Source organism: uncultured Lentibacter sp., from assembly GCF_937123735.1.
Lineage (GTDB): Bacteria > Pseudomonadota > Alphaproteobacteria > Rhodobacterales > Rhodobacteraceae > Lentibacter.
On record NZ_CAKZKL010000012.1, the window covers coordinates 16,374 to 36,594 of the forward strand.

Consider the following 20,221-nt stretch of genomic DNA (forward strand, 5'->3'; position numbering starts at 1 on the left):
CGCTCAATCCCCTTCAAATACAGGGCGTTCCTTGGCCACAAACGCCTTATATGCCCGCTCAAAATCACCCGTCTGCATACATATCGCCTGTGCCTGCGCCTCCGCCTCAATTGCCTGCTCGATCGACATGGACCATTCCTGCGCCAACATCGTCTTGGTCATCATGTGGCCAAAGCCCGGCCCGGCGGCGAGCCGCGCGGCCCAGTCTTGCGCCTCTGTCGCGAGCGCCTCCGCCGCAACGAGCTTGTTGTGAAAGCCCCAGGCGTGGCCCTCCTCGGCGCTCATGCTGCGCCCCGTATACAATAACTCTGCCGCGCGCCCCTGGCCGATAATCCTCGGGAGTATCGCACAAGCGCCCATGTCACATCCCGCAAGCCCCACGCGGGTGAAGAGAAAGGCAACCTTGGCCTCAGGCGTGGCAATACGCAGGTCCGACGCCATCGCAATAATCGCTCCCGCGCCCACACAGACCCCGTCAATCGCCGCAATTACAGGCCGCCCACAATTCACAATCGCCTTCACAAGATCGCCCGTCATACGGGTGAAGTTCAAAAGCTCCTTCATGCTCATCTTCGTGAGCGGCCCGATGATGTCATGCACATCGCCACCAGAGGAGAAATTGCCGCCATTGGAGGCAAAGACAACAGCCTTCACCTCCTCGTCATAAACAAGGTCGCGAAACCAGTCGCGCAGCTCGGCATAGCTCTCAAAGGTCAGCGGGTTCTTGCGCTCGGGGCGGTCAAGCGCCACGGTCGCCACCCCGTCTTTCACATCACAGCGAAAGTGCTTCACATCGGTTCTCATCGCTTTTCCTCTTCCAAATGCGCCGCCACCTCGGCCAGAAGCGTGGCCAGTCGCTCGGCGCGCTCAGTCTCTACATCGCTCAAAAGCCCGTCAATCCAGCCTTCATGTGCGTCCGCTTGGCGGCCAAATTCGCCCCGCCCCGCCTCGGTGAGTTTCACAAGAAACGCCCGCCTGTCGCCCGCCACAGCCTCGCGCTGCACGATCCCGTCTTCGACAAGCCGCTCGACAATCCCGGTGACATTCCCGTTTGAAACCCTGAGCACACCCGAGAGCTGCGACATCTTCAGCCCCTCAGGGTTGCGGCTCAGCGCAGCCATCACATCAAAGCGTGGCAGGGTCGTGTCCAGATCGCGCCGCATCCGCTCGCGCAATTCGCTTTCTATCAGCTTGGACGCCTTCAAAAGCCGCAGCCAGAGCCGAAGGCGCGCTTTGCTCGCCGCACTCATATCTCGCCCCCCGAAACACTCAGCGCATGGCCGTTCACCATGGCCGCGCCTTCAGAGGCCAGATACAGCGCCGCGCTCGCCACCTCCTCGGTGGCGATCATCCGTCCGATAGGGTTGCTCGCAACGATCAGTTTTTGCGCCGCAGCCCTTTCAATCCCGCGCGCCGCCATCACACTCTGCACAGCGCCTTCCGCCATTGGCGTGTCAACAAACCCGGGGCATATTGCGTTGCAGGTGATGCCCTTCTTCGCCACCTCCTGCGCCACCGAGCGCACCAGCCCCAAAACGCCATGCTTTGACGCAGAATAAGCCGAAACCCTCGCGCCTCCGCGCAACGCTTGCGTCGAGGCAATCGCAATCAGCCGCCCGCCTTCTGGCATCTGCCGCAGCGCCTCGCGAAAGGTCAGAAACGTGCCTGTCAGGTTCACAGCCAGCGTCTCGTTCCACTCCTCAAGGCTCACCTCGGTCAGCGGCGCGGCGCGCCCCATCCCCGCATTGGCCACAACCACATCAAAGGGTGTCTCAAACAACGCCTTAACAGCGCTCTCATCCGTGATATCCGCCGTTACACAGCGCATCCCCCGGCCACCGTCCGTCTCCTTCAGCGCGTCTTCTCGCCGGCCGGTGATGGTCACATCCTCGCCCGCCTTGGCAAAGGCTTGCGCAATCGCACGGCCGATCCCCGATCCGCCCCCTGTCACCAGAACCCGTCTCATATCTTGCCCACCTTTTCGGCCTCCCTGTCTGCCAGCCGCCAAAGCTGTTCGCGCCCCGCATCATAGGGCAGGGGCCAGTTTGCGGCGCGGTCGCCGATCTTGGCCGCCTCATGCAGCGCCCAGTAGGGGTCTGCCAGATGCGGGCGCCCAAGGGCGACAAGGTCAGCCCGCCCCGCCATGAGGATCGAATTGGCATGGTCCGCCTCATAGATATTGCCCACAGCCATGGTCTTTAGTCCCGCTTCGTTGCGGATACGGTCGGAAAACGGTGTCTGAAACATGCGCCCGTAAACAGGCCGCGCCGCAACGCTCGTTTGCCCTGCCGAGACATCAATCAAATCCGCTCCGGCCGCGCCGAACATGGCCGCAATCTTGACCGCCTCGTCAGGCGTCACGCCGTCTTCGCCCAGCCAGTCATTGGCCGAAATCCGCGCCGACATTGGCTTGCCCGCAGGCCAAACAGCCCGCATTGCCGCAAAGACTTCCAAAGGATAGCGCATCCTGTTCTCAAGGCTGCCGCCATACGCATCTGTCCGCAAGTTCGAAGCGGGTGAAATGAACGACGACAGCAGATACCCATGCGCCGCGTGCAGCTCGATCATGTCAAACCCGGCGCGCGCAGCCATTTCCGCGGCGCGCACAAACTCGTCCCGCACCCTGTCCATCTCAGCGCGGCTGATCTCGCGGGGCACAGCGTTCTGGGCGGACCAAGCCACAGCTGAGGCGCTCATCGTCTCCCAGTTGCCGCTTGTCAGCGGTGCATCCATCCCCTCCCAGCCGATCCGTGTGGAGCCCTTGCGCCCCGAATGGCCGATCTGGCAGCAGATCTTTGCCTCCGTCTCCGCGTGCACAAACTCCACGAGCCGCTTCCAAGCGGCCTCATGCTCGGGCGCATAAAGCCCGGGGCAGCCGGGGGTAATCCGCCCTTCAGCGCTCACACAGGTCATCTCGGTAAAGACCAACCCCGCACCGCCCTTGGCGCGCTCGGCGTAATGCACAAAATGCCAGTCGGTCGGGCAGCCGTCTTCTGCCTTATACTGCGCCATCGGGCTCACCACGATCCGGTTCGCAAGCCGCATGTCACGCAACTGAAAGGGCGCAAACATCGGCGCGCGCGCAGGCGCATCCGCCGGCGCGCCCGCCTGAGTCTGAAACCATTTTTCCGCGCTCGCCAGCCAGTCAGGGTCGCGCAGGCGCAGGTTTTCGTGGCTGATCCGCTGGCTGCGGGTGAGCAAGGAGTAGTTGAACTGCACCGGGTGCATATCAAGGTAGCGCTCGACTTCCTCAAACCACTCCAGCGAGTTGCGCGCCGCCGATTGCAGCTTCAAAACCTCCAGCCGCCGCTCGCTCTGATAGCGCGCAAAGGCGCGCTCCATATCGTCCTCTTCATGGAGCAGTTGTGCCAGCGCAATCGCTGAGTCAAACGCCAGCCGCGAGCCGGAGCCGATGGAGAAATGCGCCGTCGCCGAAGCATCGCCCAAAAGCACGACATTCTCGTGATGCCACTTTTCACACAGCACCCGTGGGAAGTTCATAAACACAGCCGAGCCGCGCAAATGGTCGGCGTTGGACATAAGCTTGTGCCCGCCCAGATGCGCCGCAAAAATCGTCTCGCAAGTGGCGATGATCTCTTCCTTGCTCATGCCTTCAAAGCTGAACTTGTCCCATGTGTCCTGCTGACACTCGACAATCATAGTCGCCGTATCTTCATCAAACTGATAGGCATGGACCCAGACCCAGCCGTGCTCTGTCTTCTCGAAAATGAAGGTGAAGGCATCGTCAAACTTCTGATGCGTGCCCAGCCAGACAAACTTGCACTGGCGGATGTCAATATCGGGCTTGAAATGCGCGGCCCAGGCCGTGCGCACCGCCGAGTTGATGCCATCGCAAGCCACCACAATATCATAGTCGTCCTTGTAGTCCTCCACAGGGCCGACCACGCTTTCAAAGCGCATGTCCACGCCCAGCTCCCGCGCGCGCTCCTGGAGCAAAAGCAGCATTTTCTTGCGGCCGATCCCGGCAAAGCCATGTCCGCCCGAAACCGTGCGCACGCCGTCCTGCACCACGGCGATATCGTCCCAATAGGCAAAATTCGCGCGGATCGCCTCGGCCGATTGCGGGTCATTTTCTTGCATGTTTGACAGCGCATCATCTGAGAGGACAACGCCCCAGCCAAAAGTGTCATCCGCCTTGTTGCGCTCGAAGACGACAACCTCATGCGCGGGGTCGCGCAGCTTCATGGAGATCGCGAAGTAAAGCCCCGCAGGGCCGCCTCCCAAACAGGCTACACGCATGACATCTCCCCGATTCCGTGTCCGTTCCGACCAAGCTTCGCGCAGGTGTCTATATATTTCAAGCCTAAACCTTTAAGCTTGAAATTGTTGCGCCGCAGAAATACGCTTGCCTCAAACCCGGAGAGCCAGAACATGAGCGACAGCTACAACCCCGAGACAGACGGTGCGCAAATGTCTTTCGCCCGCGACATGAGCTATGGCGATTACCTGCACATGGACGCGATCCTGAGTGCGCAAACGCCGCTCTCGACGGCCCATGACGAGATGCTCTTCATCATCCAGCATCAGACAAGCGAACTCTGGATGAAGCTCGCGCTGCACGAGGCCTCCGCTGCCCGCGCGCTGCTGGAGAAGGGGAGTTATGACCCCGCATTCAAAATGTGCGCGCGCCTCAGCCGTATCTTTGACCAGCTCAACTCCGCATGGGACGTTCTGCGCACCATGACCCCGTCTGACTACACCACATTCCGCGAAACGCTGGGCCGCTCTTCGGGCTTTCAGTCGCACCAATACCGGCTCGTCGAATATGTGCTCGGCAACCGCAACGAAAACTTGATGAAAGTGCACGAGCACCGCCCGGAGCTGCACCAGCTCTTGGAAAAAGAGCTGGCCCGCCCCTCGCTTTATCATGTTGCATTGCACAATCTCGCCGCCGAAACAGGCGCAAGCTTCGCCCCCGAGGTCTTCCGCCTGCGCGCGCCGCACAAGGCCGACGCGGCCGTGGAGGCTGCGTGGCTCAAGGTCTACCAAGACCCATCAAAGTATTGGTCGCTCTACGAGCTGGCTGAAAAGCTGGTCGATCTGGAGGATTACTTCCGCCGCTGGCGCTTTAACCACGTCACAACCGTTGAGCGGATCATAGGCTTCAAGCGCGGCACAGGCGGCACAAGTGGTGTCCAATACCTGCGTAAGATGCTGGAGGTCGAGCTTTTCCCCGAGCTCTGGAACCTGCGCGGCGCGCTCTAGCGCAAGGACCCTTAGGTGCGGGTCGTGGCTGTTGACAGGGGCGGCGTGGCTGTAGACAACAAGCTGCAAATCGCGGTGCCACAGCACATAGCACCGCCCAAGCCCGAGGATCAGCACCATGGCCAACCCGCTCTATGACACCCTTTTTGGCAAGCACGCGCAAAGTGCGGCGGTGTTCTTGCAGCTTCCCGATGGTGGGGTTGTCACCTATGCAGCGTTTCTGGAGCAAGCGGCGCAATATGCCGGTTTGCTCACCGAGCTGGGCCTGACCCCGGGCAGCCGCGTCGCGGTGCAGCTCGCCAAATCCCCCGAGGCGCTGGCTGTCTATGCCGCCTGCGCGCAGGCAGGGCTCATTTTTCTGCCACTCAACACCGCTTACACCGCCGATGAGCTGGCCTATTTTGTGCAAAACAGCGGCGCCGAGATCCTGCTCTGCGATCCGACGAAAACCGAGGTCCTTGCGCCCGTTGCGGCCATGGCTGGCGCACAGCTGGAAAGCCTGAGCGCACAGGGCACAGGCTCTTTTGCCGATAAGGCCCGCAGCCAGCCGCGCAGCTTTGCCACGGTGGCGCGCCAGGAGGATGACCTGGCAGCCTTTCTCTATACATCGGGCACAACCGGGCGCTCAAAGGGGGCCATGCTCACACAAGGCAACCTCTTGTCCAACGCAGAGGTGCTGAAAGACGCCTGGCGCTTCACAGCTGCGGATGTGCTCTTGCACGCCTTGCCGATCTTTCACACGCACGGGCTTTTTGTGGCCACAAACATTACCCTGTTGGCCGGCGGCCAGATGATATTCCTGCCCGCGTTCAACCTTGATGCCATGATCGAGAATTTGCCCCGTGCCAGCACCTTGATGGGTGTCCCCACCTTCTACACCCGCCTTTTGGAGGATGCCCGCTTTGATCGGGATCTGGTGGCGCATATGCGGCTTTTTGTGTCTGGTAGCGCGCCGTTGCTGGCCGAAACCCATGTTCAGTTTGAAGCGCGCACGGGCCACGGCATTCTGGAACGCTACGGGATGACCGAAACCAACATGAACACCTCCAACCCCTACGACGGCCCCCGCCGCGCCGGAACAGTCGGCCTGCCGCTTGCAGGCGTTGAGCTGAAAATCACCGACAGCACCACAGGTGAGAGCCTGCCACAGGGCGAGATCGGCCAGATCGAAGTGCGCGGCCCGAATGTCTTCAAAGGCTACTGGAAGATGCCGGAGAAAACCGCCGAAGAGCTGCGCGATGACGGTTTTTTCATCACCGGTGACCTGGGCCAGATAGATGCCGACGGCTATGTCAGCATTGTCGGGCGCAACAAAGACCTGATCATTTCAGGGGGCTACAACATTTACCCCAAAGAGATCGAACTTCTGCTCGATGCACAGGACGATGTTCTGGAAAGCGCCGTGATCGGCGTGCCCCACCCCGATTTTGGCGAAACCGTTGTGGGGATTCTGGTGCCGCAACCGGGCACCACCCCCGATGTCGAGGCCATCAAGGCCAATATCGCCCAAGCGCTGGCCCGCTTCAAACATCCCCAGAAGTTGATTCTTCTGCCCGAGCTCCCGCGCAACACCATGGGCAAAGTTCAAAAGAAAACCCTACGCGAAGACTACGCCGGGCTTTTCACCTCCTAGGCCACAGCCGCCAAGAGCCATGCTCGGCAGATAGCCGGATCAAAGCTCTGACTTCTCGTCACCCTTGGGTGCGTAAAGTCAGCGCCTGCGCGTGCCATCAGGTGCTGGGAGTTCTTTGGAAGACAAAGGGTTTTGGTGGAGCATAGCGGGATCGAACCGCTGACCTCCTGCATGCCATGCAGGCGCTCTCCCAGCTGAGCTAATGCCCCAAAACCAAGGGTCACAACAGTGACTGCGCGGGTCTTATTCAATGGGGCGGGCAGGATCAAGCCCAAATCCGCCCCAACGTGCCTTCCGGACTGAAAAATCAGTCGTCGTCTGTGCCTTCGGCGGCAACATCGGCCAGATCGTCGAGCGAGACGTTGTCATCATCCTCGTCGTCTTCCAGCACATCATCGTCGTCGAGATCCACGTCAACATCATCTTCAAGCACATCGACTTCAAGATCGTCTTCCGCTTCTTTGGCCTTCAGCGTCACGGCATCTTCCTGATCCGCCGCAATAAGGCTCTTCTTGTTGTTGTCAAACTCGACAACCTCGCCCGTGTAAGGGCTGATACAAGGGGTCTTGTTCAGGTCGTAAAACCGCTTGCCAGTGGTTGGGCATAGCCGTTTGATGCCCCATTCTTCCTTTGGCATGGATTACCTCTTTCAATTCAGGTCTTGTCGGTGATCCGCGCCAACTGCCATAACGCGGGCAGGGTGTCAAAGCCTTTCGCCCAAAGCCCCCCCGCCATAGGCGTGTAGAGCGAGGAAAAACCGAATGAACAAATTTGTTCTGGAGAGCGATGCGCCCGGGGTCACGCGCGTGGAAGTGCATCTCAAGCGGTCTGCACAGGCCAAACGGCTGTCTTTGCGGGTCTCTCAACTTGACGGGCGCGTGACCCTGACCCTGCCGCACCATGCCTCAGAGGCCGAAGCCACCGGGTTTATCCGTGAAAAAGCCACCTGGCTGCGCAGCCATGTGGCCCGCTTTGATGCCGAGAAACCCGTAGGCCTTGGCAGCCTCTTGCCACTAGAAGACCAGATGATTCGCATTTTGCCGGGGCAGGGCCGCCGCCCCCGTCTCGTCGCAGAGGGCTTGGAGGTGCCGGGCAGGCCCGAGGCCGCTGGCGCGCGGGTGGCCGCGTTTCTCAAGGAGGCCGCCCGCGATCGGCTGACTGCCGCCTCCGATCATTATGCAGCCCTCCTCGGGCGCCCCTTCACAAGCCTCAGCCTGCGCGACACCCGCTCACGCTGGGGGTCGTGCAGCTCAAAAGGTGCGCTGATGTATTCCTGGAGGCTCGTCATGGCCCCGCCTGACATCCTGCGCTATGTCGCCGCCCATGAAGTTGCCCACCTGGCCGAGATGAACCATTCCGCAGCCTTTTGGGCCCGTGTGCAAGAGCTCTATGGCCCCTACCGCTCCGCGCGCGAATGGCTGCGCCACCACGGCGCTGAGCTGCACAAATACCGCTTCGCAGGCTGAACAGGAAAACGCTAGCATTGACAGAGAGCTGTTTTTGTGATCACAAAAACCGATGCAAGACCAATCTCCCCCCCCCGCGCACAAACCTGTGCCGCCGCTCGTCAGCCCGCGCAGCGAGAATGTCTCCTCAGCCCATGATAAAGTCTATCGCGGGTTGCGCACCCGTATCATGCACGGCGAGCTGCCCCCCGCCCATGCGCTCACCCTGCGCGGCATCGGGCGGGAATTTGATGTCTCCATGACCCCCGCGCGCGAGGCTGTGCAGCGCCTCGTGGCCGAGGGCGCGCTGTTCATGTCCTCCTCAGGCCGGGTCGCCACGCCTGAGCTCTCCAACGAGCGCATCGAAGAGCTCGCCGCCCTGCGCGCGCTCCTTGAAGTGGAGCTGGCCAGCCGTGCGCTGCCGCGTGCGCATATGGCGCTGATCGAGCGCCTGCAAACCATCAATGGGACCATCGCCGAAGCGATCGCCCATAAAGACGCTGTGGCCTATATCCGCACCAATCTTGAATTCCACCGCACACTCTACTTGCGCGCCCAAGCTCCGGCGATGCTGGCCATGTGCGAAACGGTCTGGCTTCAGCTTGGCCCTACCATGCGAGCACTTTATGGCCGCCTTCAACGCACCGAGCTGCCACAATTTCACCGCGCGATCGTTGCGGCCCTGCGCGCGGGCGATGAACCGGGCCTGCGTCTTGCCGTGCGCTCGGATGTGACCCAAGGCCTCAAGCTGCTGGCAAGCTGACTCAAGCCCGGTGCGCGCCCTGCTTCTTCTGGTCAAAAATACCTCGGGGGTGCGGGGGCTGGCCCCCGCCGGATCGGATTTGCGCAGCAAATTCGAGCTATCTTTCGCCGATTTCGAATGGCCCTGCGGGCCATCCGATCCCTTGGGGGACCAGTCCCCCAAACCCCCTGGGATATTTCTGGCAAGAAAAAGAGGCGGGCCCAGCCTGTGCAGCGATCAGGCGGCAAGGCCCTTGGAGCCGAGGTCGATATATTTCTTGCGCCGCTCGGCGATCAGCTTCTTTCCGCTTTTGCCGGTCAGCTCCTTGAGCATCTCTGCCAGCGCGGCTTTCACGGCCTTAATGGTGGCCGCCTTGTCGCGGTGCGCGCCGCCCAGCGGTTCTTTGATCACCCGGTCCACCACACCAAGCTGCGTGAGGTCACTCGCTGTCAGGCGCAGGGCTTCTGCGGCTTCGCGCATTTTTTCCGCGTCTTTCCAAAGGATCGAGGCACAGCCTTCCGGGGTGATCACCGAGTAGATGGAATGTTCAAGCATGGCGACCCTGTCGCCCGTGGCAAAGGCCACCGCGCCGCCAGATCCGCCTTCGCCGATGATCACTGAAATCAGCGGCACGCAGGCTTGCAAGCAGGCCTCGGTAGAGCGGGCAATGGCTTCGCTTTGTCCGCGTTCTTCTGCGCCTTTGCCGGGGTAGGCGCCAGCCGTGTCGATCAGTGTCACCACAGGCAAGCCGAACTTGCCCGCCATTTCGATCAGCCTGACGGCCTTGCGGTAGCCCTCGGGGCGCGCCATGCCGAAATTATGCTTGATGCGGCCTTTCGTGTCGTTGCCTTTTTCATGGCCGATCACCATGACGGGTTGACCCTGAAATCGAGCCAGACCGCCCATGACGGCGGCATCATCTGCGAAGTTTCGGTCACCGGCCAGCGGCGTATATTCGGTAAAGAGCGCCTGGATATAATCTGAGCAGTGGGGCCGGTCGGGGTGGCGCGCGACCTGGCATTTGCGCCAGGGTGTCAGGTCTTTATACATGGCGACCAGCATATCGGCGGCCTTTTTATCCAGCGCCTTTGCTTCAGTTTCAACGTCCATTCCCTCGCTCTGGCGGGCCAAGGCGCGCAGCTCTTCGGCTTTGCCTTCAATTTCGGCCAGGGGCTTTTCAAAATCGAGGTAATTGGTCATGTCTCACTCCGCACAGGTCTGGCCGAGTATATGGCGGCTCTGCCGGGTAAATGCAATCTCTGCAAGCGGCGCTGGCTTTGCGCCTTGGGCGCCGCTTGCTCTGAGAGATCACATTGCGGCCAGTTCCAGCATTTTGGCAAATTGCGCCTCGGTGAGGGTCTCGCGCCAATGGTCGGTGCAACCTGAGCGGGCCATGACAAGCTTCGCCTCCAGCGCGCCGATCTTCTCGGCGAGCGCTCTGCGCGCGTCCTGCGGCGCGCCAGCCACGATAGCGGCGCGCAGGGCGGCTCGTGCCCCGAGGGCTTCGGCTTCCAGAGCTTTGCGTTTTGCGGGCATTGTCGCGAGCCAATTGGCCAGGTCGGCCCTTTGGGCCGTGCTGAGCTCAAGCGCATCAGCATTGGCCTTGATAACGGGCGTAAACGCGACGATCGGCGCAGACAGTTCGCGCGCCTCTTGGGCAGCAGCAGGAAGGGCCAGCATCAGCGCCAGGGTGGATCCGATCAGCAAGGGTCTCATATCACTCTCCAATTTTATACAGGCCTTGCATTGTATGTGGATATTGGAATGTGTTTCTTGAGGCAGATCAACCCGACCCTCTGGGATTTACCCTGCCAGCACCGGGTAGAGCGAGAGCAGCAACAGGCCCGCCATGCTCCAGTTGAAGCTGCGCAGCCTTTGGGGCGAGGTCAGAAAACGGCGCATTTCGCGGCCCAGAACAGTCCAGAGGCTCACGGACGGAATATTCACCGCCGCAAACACCAGCGCGACAATGCCCACAGCCCAAACTGATCGGTCGCCCGCGTAGAGCGTGATGGCTGTCAGTGCCATGCTCCAGGCTTTCGGGTTTACCCATTGAAATCCCGCGGCCTGAAGGAAGGTGAGGGGGGCACCGCTGTCTTTGTGGCCCTCGGGCGCAGCGGAATGCGCGATTTTCCAGGCCAGCCAAACCATATAGATCACCGAAACCACGGTCAGGACAGTGCGGCTTGCAGGGTGGCTCTCAAAAACCTGCATGAGCCCCAGCCCGACAAGAAAGATCATAAAGCCAAAGCCCAGCCCTATTCCCAGCATATGCGGGATGGTGCGCACAAACCCGAAATTTGCGCCTGATGCGAGCAACATCATGTTGTTTGGCCCCGGCGTGGCCGAGGAGACAAAGGCAAAGAGCACAAGGGCTGTGAGAAGATCATAAGACATGAACACAATAATTGCCGAAGTATCCCGGTTTGAAATTGCAAAATACAGCAATATGCGGATAAGTTTGCAACTTATGACACAAGTTGACCTGACAGACCGCAAGATATTGCGCGAGCTTACCCGCAATGGCCGCATCAGCAATCTGGAGCTTGCCGAGCGCATCGGGCTTTCGCCATCGGCGTGCTTGCGCCGCGTGGCGACGTTGGAGCGGATCGGCGTGATCAAGGGCTACCGTGCCGTGCTTGATCCGCAGGCCATGGGCGCAGGCTTTACAGCCTATGTCTTGGTTGGGCTGAACCTGCACACCAAGGCTGCGCAGGAGGCGTTTGAGCGCGCCATCAGCCATGCGCCCGAGGTGCGAGAATGTCATAATATTACCGGCGCAGTGGAATATATCCTGCGGGTCGAGGCTGCGAGCCTGGCAGCTTACAAGACGTTTCACACAGACGTTCTGGGCACGCTGCCGCAGGTCAGCGCCATCACCTCCTATGTTGTTATGGGCTCTCCCAAAGACGAGCGCGCCTGACAGGCGCTGCCCGGGTGGCGAAAACTCCGTTGACTTATTATGTAGCTACATAATATCAAAGCTCCAAGCCAAGCCCCAAAGGAGCCCTCCCATGAGCGATCCGCGCAAAAACGCCCGTGACATCTTCCCGCCCACGGGCCCCAAGCTCACAGCCAAAAGCTGGATGACCGAAGCCCCCCTGCGGATGCTGATGAACAACCTGCACCCCGATGTGGCGGAAAACCCGCATGAGCTGGTGGTCTACGGCGGCATCGGCCGCGCCGCGCGCACATGGCGCGACTTTGACATTATCGTGGAGAGCCTCAAGCAGCTCGAAGAGGATGAAACGCTGATCGTCCAGTCCGGCAAGCCCGTTGCCGTGGTCAAAACCCATGCGGACGCCCCCCGCGTCCTCATCGCCAACTCCAATCTCGTGCCCCATTGGGCCAATTGGGATCACTTCAACGAGCTCGATAAAAAGGGCCTCGCCATGTATGGCCAGATGACGGCTGGCAGCTGGATCTACATCGGCACACAAGGCATCGTGCAAGGCACCTACGAGACCTTCGCCGAAGCCGGCCGCCAGCACTATGGCGGCTCGCTCAAGGGCAAATGGATTCTCACAGGCGGTCTCGGCGGCATGGGCGGTGCACAGCCCCTCGCCGCTGTCTTTGCGGGCGCCTGCTGCCTCGCGGTGGAGTGCAATCCTGACAGCATCGATTTCCGCCTGCGCACCAAATACCTCGATGAGAAAGCCGAAACGCTCGATGACGCCCTAGAGATGATCACCCGCTGGACCGCCGCAGGCGAGGCCAAGTCCGTCGGCCTTCTGGGCAACGCCGCCGATATCTTCGCCGAGATTCACGCGCGCATGAAACAGGGCGGCATCCGCCCCGATATCGTCACCGATCAAACAAGTGCGCATGATCCGCTCAACGGCTACCTGCCGCAGGGCTGGAGCATGGCCCAGTGGCGCGAAAAGCGCGAGAGCGATCCGAAGGCCGTCGAAAAAGCCGCCCGCGCCTCTATGAAGGTCCACGTCAAGGCAATGGTTGATTTCTGGAACGATGGTGTCCCGACGCTCGATTATGGCAACAACATCCGTCAGGTCGCCCAAGACGAGGGGCTGGAAAACGCCTTTGCCTTCCCCGGCTTCGTGCCCGCCTATATCCGCCCGCTCTTCTGCCGTGGCGTTGGCCCGTTCCGCTGGGTGGCCCTCTCGGGTGATCCTGAAGACATCTACAAAACCGATCAGAAGATGAAAGAGCTCTTCCCCGAGAACGCGCACCTGCACAACTGGCTCGATATGGCCCGCGAGCGTATCGCCTTTCAGGGCCTGCCCGCGCGCATCTGCTGGATCGGTCTTGGCGACCGTCACAAAGCCGGGCTGGCGTTCAACGAAATGGTCGCCAATGGCGAGCTGAAAGCGCCCATCGTTATTGGCCGCGATCATCTTGATTCTGGGTCTGTGGCAAGCCCCAACCGCGAAACCGAGGCGATGAAAGACGGCTCTGATGCGGTCTCAGATTGGCCGCTTCTCAACGCACTCGTCAACACCGCCTCCGGCGCAACATGGGTCTCGCTGCACCATGGTGGCGGTGTCGGCATGGGCTTTAGCCAGCATTCCGGCGTGGTCATCTGCGCCGATGGCACACCCGAGTCCGCCAAGCGGCTGGAGCGTGTCTTGTGGAATGACCCCGCCTCTGGTGTTTGGCGTCACGCTGATGCAGGTTATGAAGAGGCGCTCGCCTGCGCGCGTGAAAATAACCTCCGCCTGCCGGGCATCTTGGGCAACTAAGCCCCCCGGCGTCAAACTGCCGTAGGGTGCGCATTCATTGCGCACCATCCCTGCCAGGGCATAGCCCTTGGGATCTAACGAAAGACCTCAAGAATGTTTCTGAAAAACGCCTGGTTTGTCGCCGCTTGGGATCACGAGGTGGCGCAAGACCTCAAGCAAATCATGGTCCTTGACGAGAAGATCTCCATCTTCCGCAACGAAAGCGGCGAGGTGATCGCGCATCGAAGATGCCTGTTCACACCGCAAGCTGCCGCTCTCGAAGGGCCGCCGCAAGGGCGACACTGTTGAATGCGGCTACCATGGCCTTACGTTTGATTGCGCAGGCAAATGCGTCTGGGCGCCGGGCACGGGCCGTATCCCCTCCAATGCCAATGTCCACGCCTACCCCGTGCACGAAAAATATGGCCTTGTCTGGATATGGATGGGCAACCCGGCCATCGCCGATGCCAGCGTAATTTTCGAGATCGAAAACTACGACAGTCCCGACTGGGGCATCGACCGCGGCGCAGCAATAGGCGGCTCATACGGGCGTCGCGTGGCGCTCGTATAGCTGCTGGCGCGCGGGTTTGGAGGCGTTTGCCACCGTTACGGCCGCAACGGCCTCTTCCTGCATCACAGCGTTGGTGCATCTGGCGCAGAAAATGCTCCAATCGTGGATATCCTCTGTGAGCCTTTCCCAGGCACCTGCCTCCCATAGGCTCACGGCCTCCAGCGGGCTCTTGGCAGCACTTAGCGTTGCCAGTGCCTTGCCCGCCTCCTGCCGTCTGGCAAGCCAGCGCGCGGCAAACTCCTGCGCAGCCTCCAGCATCACGTCCTGAGCGGTCAGCATATGCCCGAAGGGCAATGTGCCATCAGCGCCCGGCGTTTTGGCTTGGCTGTCGCTTTTGCGGCTGATCTTGGCTTTGGATTTCGTCATAGCGAACCTCCCTCCTGTCAGTCCTGAATGATGAACAGAGTCTATATCATCCGAGCGCTGCTTGCCTTGACTCGTATCAATGGGCGTTTGTCCGCCGGTTCTGCACCTGCACAACGCGCGCTGCGTTAACAAACAGCCGTTTTTTGCGATGTCTCAAAAACTGCATCAGGCGGTGCACGCATGGTGCACGGGATGTGCACGCATGTCACCCCCCCCGAATCGGTCTGTCCGAAAATGTTAACGGGCGCCCGAAGGCGCCCGAAAAAGCCGACTTGAGCGCCGTTACTGCCCCGCAATCAACTCTGCTTGAGCCACAATCACTTCGGCCTGTTTGATGCTGGCAATATCCACCAGACGGCCTTTATAGACCGTCGCGCCCTCGCCATTGGCCTTGGCTTGTTCCATGGCCGCGAGGATCTCACGGGCTTCGTTCACAGCCTCCTGCGAGGGGGTGAACACCGCGTTCGCCAGCGCGATCTGCTTGGGGTGAATGGCCCATTTCCCGACCATGCCCAGCGTCGCCGAGCGCTTGGCCTGCGCGATATAACCCTCATCATCAGAGAAATCGCCAAAGGGGCCGTCGACGGGCAAGACCCCATGGGTGCGGCAGGCCGCGACGATGGCAGCCTGTGCCCAATGCCAGGGATCAGACCAGTGTTTTTCGCCTTCGCGCAGCATGTAGTAATTTTCCTGCGTGCCGCCGATTCCCGTTGTTTGCATACCCATAGAGGCCGCAAAGTCGGCAGCACCAAGGCTCATCGCCTGCAAGCGCGGGCTGGAGGCGGCAATGGCTTCGACATGGGCGATACCGGCCGCGCTCTCGATGATCACTTCGAAGGAAACGGGCTTTGTGCGCCCCTTTGCCCGCTCAATCGCCGTGACAAGCGCATCGACCGCATAAACGTCTTCGGCGCAGCCCACCTTCGGGATCATGATCTGGTCAAGCCGCTCACCGGCCTGCTCCAGAAGGTCCACGACATCACGATACCAATAGGGCGTGTCTAGGCTGTTGATCCGCACGGAGATATACTTCTTGCCCCAGTCGATGGTGTTGATCGCTTCGATCACATTCGCCCGCGCGACATCCTTGTCCGAAGGGGCAACGGAATCTTCGAGATCAAGATTGATCACATCTGCGGCACTGGCGGCCATTTTGGCAAAAAGCTTGGTGTTCGAGCCCGGCCCAAACAGCTGACACCGATTAGGCCGCTCAGCCGCCTGCGGTTGAATACGAAAACTCATGTTCGGGAGCCTTTCAGGTAATGAAATTACGTTATTTGTGAGCCTTTCGATATAAAATTGCCGCGTTGGCTGCAAGGGCTCTTTCTTGGAGCGAGCGGCGCTTCAAGTTGGGGGTAAGAGGGGCTGGCTTTGTCCATATTGCGAAAGAATCTTCGAAAATTTTCGTAAAAGCCGGGAGAATTTTGAAAAAAATAGCCGCTTTGGGCATGAAATGAGAAGTGCTTTCACCCTGTTGCGTTAGACTTTACGCAAAGCAACCGGGGGCACTTCCATGATCAAGACACCTTATCTTCTCTTTCTCGGCGACGCGCCGGACCAGCTTGCAGCGAAAGTAGCGCAGGGGATCAAAGATTGGCGGCCGGACAACGCCGTGGGCCAGTTTCGCATGGACGGGTGCAAAGCCGATATGGGCTTGGCCGATATGACTCTGGCAGAAGCAAAAGCTGCCGGAGCAAAAACTTTGGTGATTGGTGTTGCCAACCGCGGGGGAATCATCAGTCAGGAATGGAAAAAAATACTGGTGATGGCGCTCGAAGAGGGGTTTGATCTTGCCTCGGGCCTGCACAATCTTTTGCGAGATGAGCCCGATCTCGCGGCGGTTGCTGAGGCCACGGGCCAGAGCTTGCATGACGTGCGGGTTCCCGAGGTGCAATATCCTATTGCCAATGGTGTGAAGCGCGCTGGTAAGCGCTTGTTGGCAGTGGGCACCGATTGTTCGGTTGGTAAAATGTATACAGCGCTTTGCATCGATAAGGAAATGCAGGCGCGCGGGATGAAATCAACTTTCCGCGCCACCGGGCAAACAGGTATCCTGATCACTGGAAACGGTGTCCCTCTGGATGCCGTGATTGCCGACTTTATGGCCGGATCAATCGAGTGGCTCACACCTGACAACGACGAGGAGCATTGGGATATTATCGAGGGGCAGGGCAGCCTTTTTCATGTTTCCTATTCCGGCGTGACCATGGCGCTTGTGCACGGCGGACAGCCTGACGCACTTGTTGTGTGCCATGAGCCAACCCGGGAGCACATGCGCGGTTTGCCCGGGTATGCGCTGCCAAGCCTCGAAGCCGTGCGTGACATGGCTTTGCAACTTGCCCGTGTTGGCAACCCTGCCTGCGACGTGATCGGCTATGCCATCAACACCCAAAACATGGATGATGATGCAGCGCGCGCCTATCTGGCTGATATTGAAACAAGTCTTGGCCTCCCCGCCACCGACCCTTACCGCTACGGCGCAGGCAAGCTGGTTGATGCCCTCGCGGCCATGAGCTAAGCCAAGCCCATGCAAATTTCCGTTACGCCCGAGAGCTTCAAGCTCGCGCAGGTCTTCACCATTTCCCGCGGCTCGCGCACCGAGGCCAAGGTGCTGACCGTGCGTATCAAGGCCGGGGCAAAAGAGGGCCGGGGCGAATGTGTGCCCTACGCCCGCTATGGCGAAACGCTGGAGTCAGTCACCGCCGAGATCGAGGCGCTGCCAGAGCAGTTTGACCGCGAGGCGCTTTATGATCTGTTGCCTGCGGGGGCTGCGCGCAACGCTGTGGACTGTGCTCTGTGGGACATGGAGGCCAAGGCCGCCGGAAAACGCGCCTGGGAGCTGGCAGGTCTGCCCGCGCCCAAACCCGAGATCACCGCTTACACCCTCTCGCTTGATACCCCCGAGAACATGCAGGCGCAGGCGGCGAAGAATGCCTTTCGCCCGCTTCTGAAGATCAAGCTGGGCACGCCTGACGATATGCCGCGCCTTGAGGCAGTGCGCAAAGGCGCGCCGAAATCGCGGATCATCATCGACGCCAACGAGGGCTGGAGCCGTGCGGTGTATCTTGACCTCGTGCCGCATTTGCAGCGCCTTGGTGTTTCGCTGGTGGAGCAGCCCTTGCCGGCGCGCGACGACGAAGGGCTGATCGGCCTTGAGCGCCCCGTTCCTGTTTGTGCAGATGAAAGCGCGCATGATTGTGCGAGCCTGCCGCAGCTGAAAGGCAAGTATGACATTGTGAACATCAAGCTTGACAAGACCGGCGGGCTGACCGAGGCCTTGCGGCTGAAAGAGGCCGCACTGGCGCAAGGATACGGCGTGATGGTGGGCTGTATGGTCGGCACATCGCTCGCCATGGCCCCTGCCACGCTGGTGGCCCAAGGTGCGACAGTGACCGATCTTGACGGGCCGCTGCTTCTGGCCGAAGACCGCGCCACGCCACTTCATTTTGACGAATTGGGCGTTCACGCGCCCGCACCTGAGCTTTGGGGATAGAACACGCCATGACACGCACGGTTTATGTAAACGGGGCCTATGTGCCCGAGACAGAAGCGCAAATCTCGATCTTTGATCGCGGTTTTTTGATGGCTGACGGGGTTTATGAAGTGACCTCCGTTCTGGGTGGCAAGCTGATCGACTTTGAAGGGCATGCCGTGCGGCTGGAACGCTCTTTGCGCGAGTTGGATATGCGCGCGCCTTGCACGAGCGAAGAGCTTTTGGAAATTCACCGCGAGCTTGTGCGTGTGAACGAAATTGATGAAGGGTTGGTCTATTTGCAGATCACCCGTGGCAGCGACGGCGACCGCGACTTTGCCTTCCCCGATCCGGAAACGACCAAGCCGACGCTTGTGCTGTTTACCCAGAACAAACCGGGGCTGGCGCACAGCGAGGCGTCAAAAAAGGGTGCCAAGATTATCTCGATCGAGGACATCCGCTGGGGCCGCCGCGACATCAAGACAGTGCAGCTGCTTTACCCCTCGATGGGTAAGATGATGGCCAAGAAAGCGGGCTGTGATGATGCCTGGATGATCGAGGACGGGTTTGTCACCGAGGGCACCTCGAACAACGCCTATATCGTGAAAGGCAACAAGATTATCACGCGCGCTTTGTCAAACGACATCCTGCACGGGATCACCCGCGCCGCTATCTTGCGGATGGCGCGAGAGGCACAGATGGATGTGGAAGAACGCAGCTTTACCATCGAGGAAGCCAAGGAAGCGGATGAGGCTTTCACGACCTCGGCCAGTGCTTTTGTGATGCCGGTTGTGGAAATTGACGGCGTTCAGATGGGCAATGGCACGCCTGGGCCAGTGGCGAAGCGGCTTCGGGAAATTTATCTCGACGAGAGCCTGAAGAAAGCGATCTGAGAGCTTTTAAGGATCGAATTTTGCTTCGCAAAATCCGATCCGCTGGGGGCGCTGCCCCCAGGCCCCCGGGATATTTCGGGCAATAAGAAAGAAGGGTGGGCTTTTTGGTTATTGCGCCCTATTTCCCAAGCTTATCGGTGACGTTTTCTTTAAAGGCGGTTTCAAAGTCGGCCTGCTTTTCAGGGCTAGCCTCGGTCTGATAGTTGGCTTTCCACGCAGCCATTGTCATGCCGTAGTAGATTTCGCGGGCCTCTTCTTTTGACATATCGATGCCGCGCGCGTTTGCGGCCTCCTGATACCAGCGGGACAGGCAGTTGCGGCAGAAGCCGGCGAGGTTCATCATATCGATGTTTTGCACATCGGTGCGGTCTTCCATCAGGTGCTTGCGCAGGGCGCGGAAGGCGGCGGCTTCGAGCTCGATCTGTGTTTGGTCATCCATGACTATGCCTCGTTGTTCAAGGTGATGCGCAGGGCGTCCTGCAAGATGGGCGCAAGGCGTTTGGCCCATTCGCTTTGTTGCTCTTCAGTCTGGATAAGATCATTGCGGATTTCAACCAGCGTGTTGTGGCGGCCATGGGCGATGGCGTGGGTGTCGATTGTGTCGCCCGGAAGGTGGCCGCCGTAGGGCTCGTTGCGGCCAACGCAAAGTGATGGGTCTTGTTGCAAGAGCGCGAGAAGCGGATCACACAGGCGTGTGTCATCGGCGTGGAGCACGCCAATATGCCAGGGGCGCTTGGGGCGGCCCGCGAGCTGTGGTGTGAAGCTGTGCAGCGTGAGGAGCACGGGCGCTTTGCGGGCGTCGAGCAGCGCGGCCAGCGCGGCGTGGTAGGGCCGGTGGCAGGCCTCAAGGCGGCGCTCTTTCTCGGCTGCGTCTGCATGGCGGTTGGCGGGAATGATCGTGCCGTCATACAGCTTCATCAGCAAGGTTGGATCTTGCTCTCCGCGGTTGGGATCAATCACCAGGCGGGAGAAGTTGGTGCAGATCACGGGGGCGTTGAGCAATGCGCCCAGCTTGAGTGCAACACCCTTGGCCCCCACGTCATAAGCAATATGACGGGTCATGTCGCCCGCGGGCAAATCCAAGCTGCCCCCGTTGATAAATGGCGGGACCGTGTTTGTGGCATGGTCGCAGGCGATCACCCAGGGACCGTCGCGGTGTTCTCCAGTCAGCTCGTAGGGCTGGTAATTCATTTT

Annotated in this window: 23 protein-coding genes and 1 tRNA gene; 11 read left to right on the plus strand and 13 right to left on the minus strand. The window is 60.1% G+C overall.

All coding sequences use genetic code 11. The features are described 5' to 3' along the window. Positions 1–3: 3 nt before the first annotated feature. Genes Q0478_RS03625 through Q0478_RS03640 form a run of 4 tightly spaced genes read right to left on the minus strand, consistent with a single transcriptional unit; the run spans position 4 to position 4,260 of the window. Positions 4–804, minus strand: coding sequence for an enoyl-CoA hydratase family protein (locus Q0478_RS03625; RefSeq protein ID WP_298676306.1), 801 nt, complete (start codon positions 802–804; stop codon positions 4–6). Beyond that, entirely contained in the window at positions 801–1,250 is a 450-nt protein-coding gene (locus tag Q0478_RS03630) for a MarR family transcriptional regulator (RefSeq protein ID WP_298676308.1), read from the minus strand. Before Q0478_RS03630 ends, Q0478_RS03625 begins: the two co-directional genes overlap by 4 nt. Continuing rightward, entirely contained in the window at positions 1,247–1,966 is a 720-nt protein-coding gene (locus tag Q0478_RS03635) for an SDR family NAD(P)-dependent oxidoreductase (RefSeq protein WP_298676310.1), read from the minus strand. Before Q0478_RS03635 ends, Q0478_RS03630 begins: the two co-directional genes overlap by 4 nt. After that, on the minus strand, positions 1,963–4,260 hold the full coding sequence (locus Q0478_RS03640) for a bifunctional salicylyl-CoA 5-hydroxylase/oxidoreductase (protein WP_298676312.1): 2,298 nt from the start codon (positions 4,258–4,260) through the stop codon (positions 1,963–1,965). Before Q0478_RS03640 ends, Q0478_RS03635 begins: the two co-directional genes overlap by 4 nt. Before the next feature lie 132 nt (positions 4,261–4,392). Between Q0478_RS03640 and Q0478_RS03645 the strand changes: the two genes are divergently transcribed. Both Q0478_RS03645 and Q0478_RS03650 read left to right on the plus strand, forming a co-directional pair. After that, positions 4,393–5,226 (plus strand): tryptophan 2,3-dioxygenase family protein, encoded by an 834-nt coding sequence (locus tag Q0478_RS03645; protein ID WP_298676314.1) that lies wholly within the window; start codon positions 4,393–4,395, stop codon positions 5,224–5,226. Between the two features lie 118 nt (positions 5,227–5,344). Then, a complete protein-coding gene (locus Q0478_RS03650) occupies positions 5,345–6,859 on the plus strand; it encodes a malonyl-CoA synthase (RefSeq protein ID WP_298676316.1) in 1,515 nt (504 codons plus the stop codon). Between the two features lie 133 nt (positions 6,860–6,992). Here Q0478_RS03650 and Q0478_RS03655 read toward each other — a convergent pair. Beyond that, positions 6,993–7,068 (minus strand) — tRNA-Ala (locus tag Q0478_RS03655). 98 nt (positions 7,069–7,166) lie between these two features. Continuing rightward, a complete protein-coding gene (locus Q0478_RS03660; RefSeq protein ID WP_298676318.1) occupies positions 7,167–7,496 on the minus strand; it encodes a TIGR02300 family protein in 330 nt (109 codons plus the stop codon). A gap of 124 nt (positions 7,497–7,620) precedes the next feature. On the opposite strand from Q0478_RS03660, the gene Q0478_RS03665 reads away from it, so the two are divergent. Continuing rightward, the gene (locus Q0478_RS03665; protein ID WP_298676319.1) at positions 7,621–8,325 is read left to right on the plus strand and encodes a M48 family metallopeptidase; all 705 of its coding nucleotides are present in this window, start codon (positions 7,621–7,623) and stop codon (positions 8,323–8,325) included. A gap of 88 nt (positions 8,326–8,413) precedes the next feature. Beyond that, positions 8,414–9,067, plus strand: a complete 654-nt coding sequence (locus Q0478_RS03670; protein WP_298676321.1) for a GntR family transcriptional regulator — start codon at positions 8,414–8,416, stop codon at positions 9,065–9,067. Positions 9,068–9,283: 216 nt separating this feature from the next. Here the strand turns inward: Q0478_RS03670 and Q0478_RS03675 are convergent, their stop codons facing one another. The 3 genes from Q0478_RS03675 to Q0478_RS03685 form a co-directional block, all read right to left on the minus strand. Next, positions 9,284–10,246, minus strand: a complete 963-nt coding sequence (locus Q0478_RS03675; RefSeq protein ID WP_298676323.1) for an acetyl-CoA carboxylase carboxyltransferase subunit alpha — start codon at positions 10,244–10,246, stop codon at positions 9,284–9,286. Positions 10,247–10,354: 108 nt separating this feature from the next. Beyond that, positions 10,355–10,762 carry a hypothetical protein gene (locus tag Q0478_RS03680; RefSeq protein ID WP_298676325.1) on the minus strand — a complete coding sequence of 136 codons (408 nt, stop codon included), beginning with the start codon at positions 10,760–10,762 and terminating at the stop codon, positions 10,355–10,357. An 87-nt stretch (positions 10,763–10,849) separates the two neighbouring features. Then, positions 10,850–11,443, minus strand: coding sequence for a LysE family translocator (locus Q0478_RS03685; RefSeq protein ID WP_298676326.1), 594 nt, complete (start codon positions 11,441–11,443; stop codon positions 10,850–10,852). Between the two features lie 73 nt (positions 11,444–11,516). Between Q0478_RS03685 and Q0478_RS03690 the strand changes: the two genes are divergently transcribed. From Q0478_RS03690 to Q0478_RS03705, 4 genes are all read left to right on the plus strand, one after another. Continuing rightward, positions 11,517–11,969, plus strand: coding sequence for an Lrp/AsnC family transcriptional regulator (locus Q0478_RS03690; RefSeq protein WP_298676328.1), 453 nt, complete (start codon positions 11,517–11,519; stop codon positions 11,967–11,969). Between the two features lie 91 nt (positions 11,970–12,060). Then, the gene (hutU, locus tag Q0478_RS03695) at positions 12,061–13,746 is read left to right on the plus strand and encodes a urocanate hydratase (protein ID WP_298676330.1); all 1,686 of its coding nucleotides are present in this window, start codon (positions 12,061–12,063) and stop codon (positions 13,744–13,746) included. Between the two features lie 93 nt (positions 13,747–13,839). Continuing rightward, entirely contained in the window at positions 13,840–14,034 is a 195-nt protein-coding gene (locus Q0478_RS03700) for a hypothetical protein (protein WP_298676332.1), read from the plus strand. Then, positions 13,994–14,296: a Rieske 2Fe-2S domain-containing protein gene (locus Q0478_RS03705; protein WP_298676474.1), complete on the plus strand. Its 303-nt coding sequence runs from the start codon at positions 13,994–13,996 to the stop codon at positions 14,294–14,296. The genes Q0478_RS03700 and Q0478_RS03705 overlap by 41 nt, the downstream gene beginning before the upstream one ends. Here Q0478_RS03705 and Q0478_RS03710 read toward each other — a convergent pair. Both Q0478_RS03710 and Q0478_RS03715 read right to left on the minus strand, forming a co-directional pair. Further along, entirely contained in the window at positions 14,267–14,662 is a 396-nt protein-coding gene (locus tag Q0478_RS03710) for a hypothetical protein (protein WP_298676334.1), read from the minus strand. The two genes, Q0478_RS03705 and Q0478_RS03710, sit on opposite strands and share 30 nt — an antisense overlap. Positions 14,663–14,944: 282 nt before the next feature. Beyond that, positions 14,945–15,904 carry an L-malyl-CoA/beta-methylmalyl-CoA lyase gene (locus Q0478_RS03715; RefSeq protein ID WP_298676336.1) on the minus strand — a complete coding sequence of 320 codons (960 nt, stop codon included), beginning with the start codon at positions 15,902–15,904 and terminating at the stop codon, positions 14,945–14,947. A gap of 271 nt (positions 15,905–16,175) precedes the next feature. On the opposite strand from Q0478_RS03715, the gene dgcN reads away from it, so the two are divergent. From dgcN to Q0478_RS03730, 3 genes are read left to right on the plus strand one after another with little or no spacing between them, the layout of a single operon-like run. Next, entirely contained in the window at positions 16,176–17,180 is a 1,005-nt protein-coding gene (gene dgcN, locus Q0478_RS03720; protein ID WP_298676338.1) for an N-acetyltransferase DgcN, read from the plus strand. A gap of 9 nt (positions 17,181–17,189) precedes the next feature. Then, on the plus strand, positions 17,190–18,155 hold the full coding sequence (dgcA, locus tag Q0478_RS03725; RefSeq protein WP_298676340.1) for an N-acetyl-D-Glu racemase DgcA: 966 nt from the start codon (positions 17,190–17,192) through the stop codon (positions 18,153–18,155). An 8-nt stretch (positions 18,156–18,163) separates the two neighbouring features. Further along, complete coding sequence (locus Q0478_RS03730; RefSeq protein ID WP_298676342.1) at positions 18,164–19,027, plus strand: D-amino-acid transaminase; 864 nt, start codon at positions 18,164–18,166, stop codon at positions 19,025–19,027. Between the two features lie 118 nt (positions 19,028–19,145). On the opposite strand, the gene Q0478_RS03735 is transcribed toward Q0478_RS03730, so the two are convergent. Further along, the gene (locus Q0478_RS03735; RefSeq protein WP_298676344.1) at positions 19,146–19,466 is read right to left on the minus strand and encodes a DUF1244 domain-containing protein; all 321 of its coding nucleotides are present in this window, start codon (positions 19,464–19,466) and stop codon (positions 19,146–19,148) included. 2 nt (positions 19,467–19,468) lie between these two features. Next, entirely contained in the window at positions 19,469–20,218 is a 750-nt protein-coding gene (locus Q0478_RS03740) for an N-formylglutamate amidohydrolase (protein WP_298676346.1), read from the minus strand. Positions 20,219–20,221 lie beyond the last annotated feature (3 nt).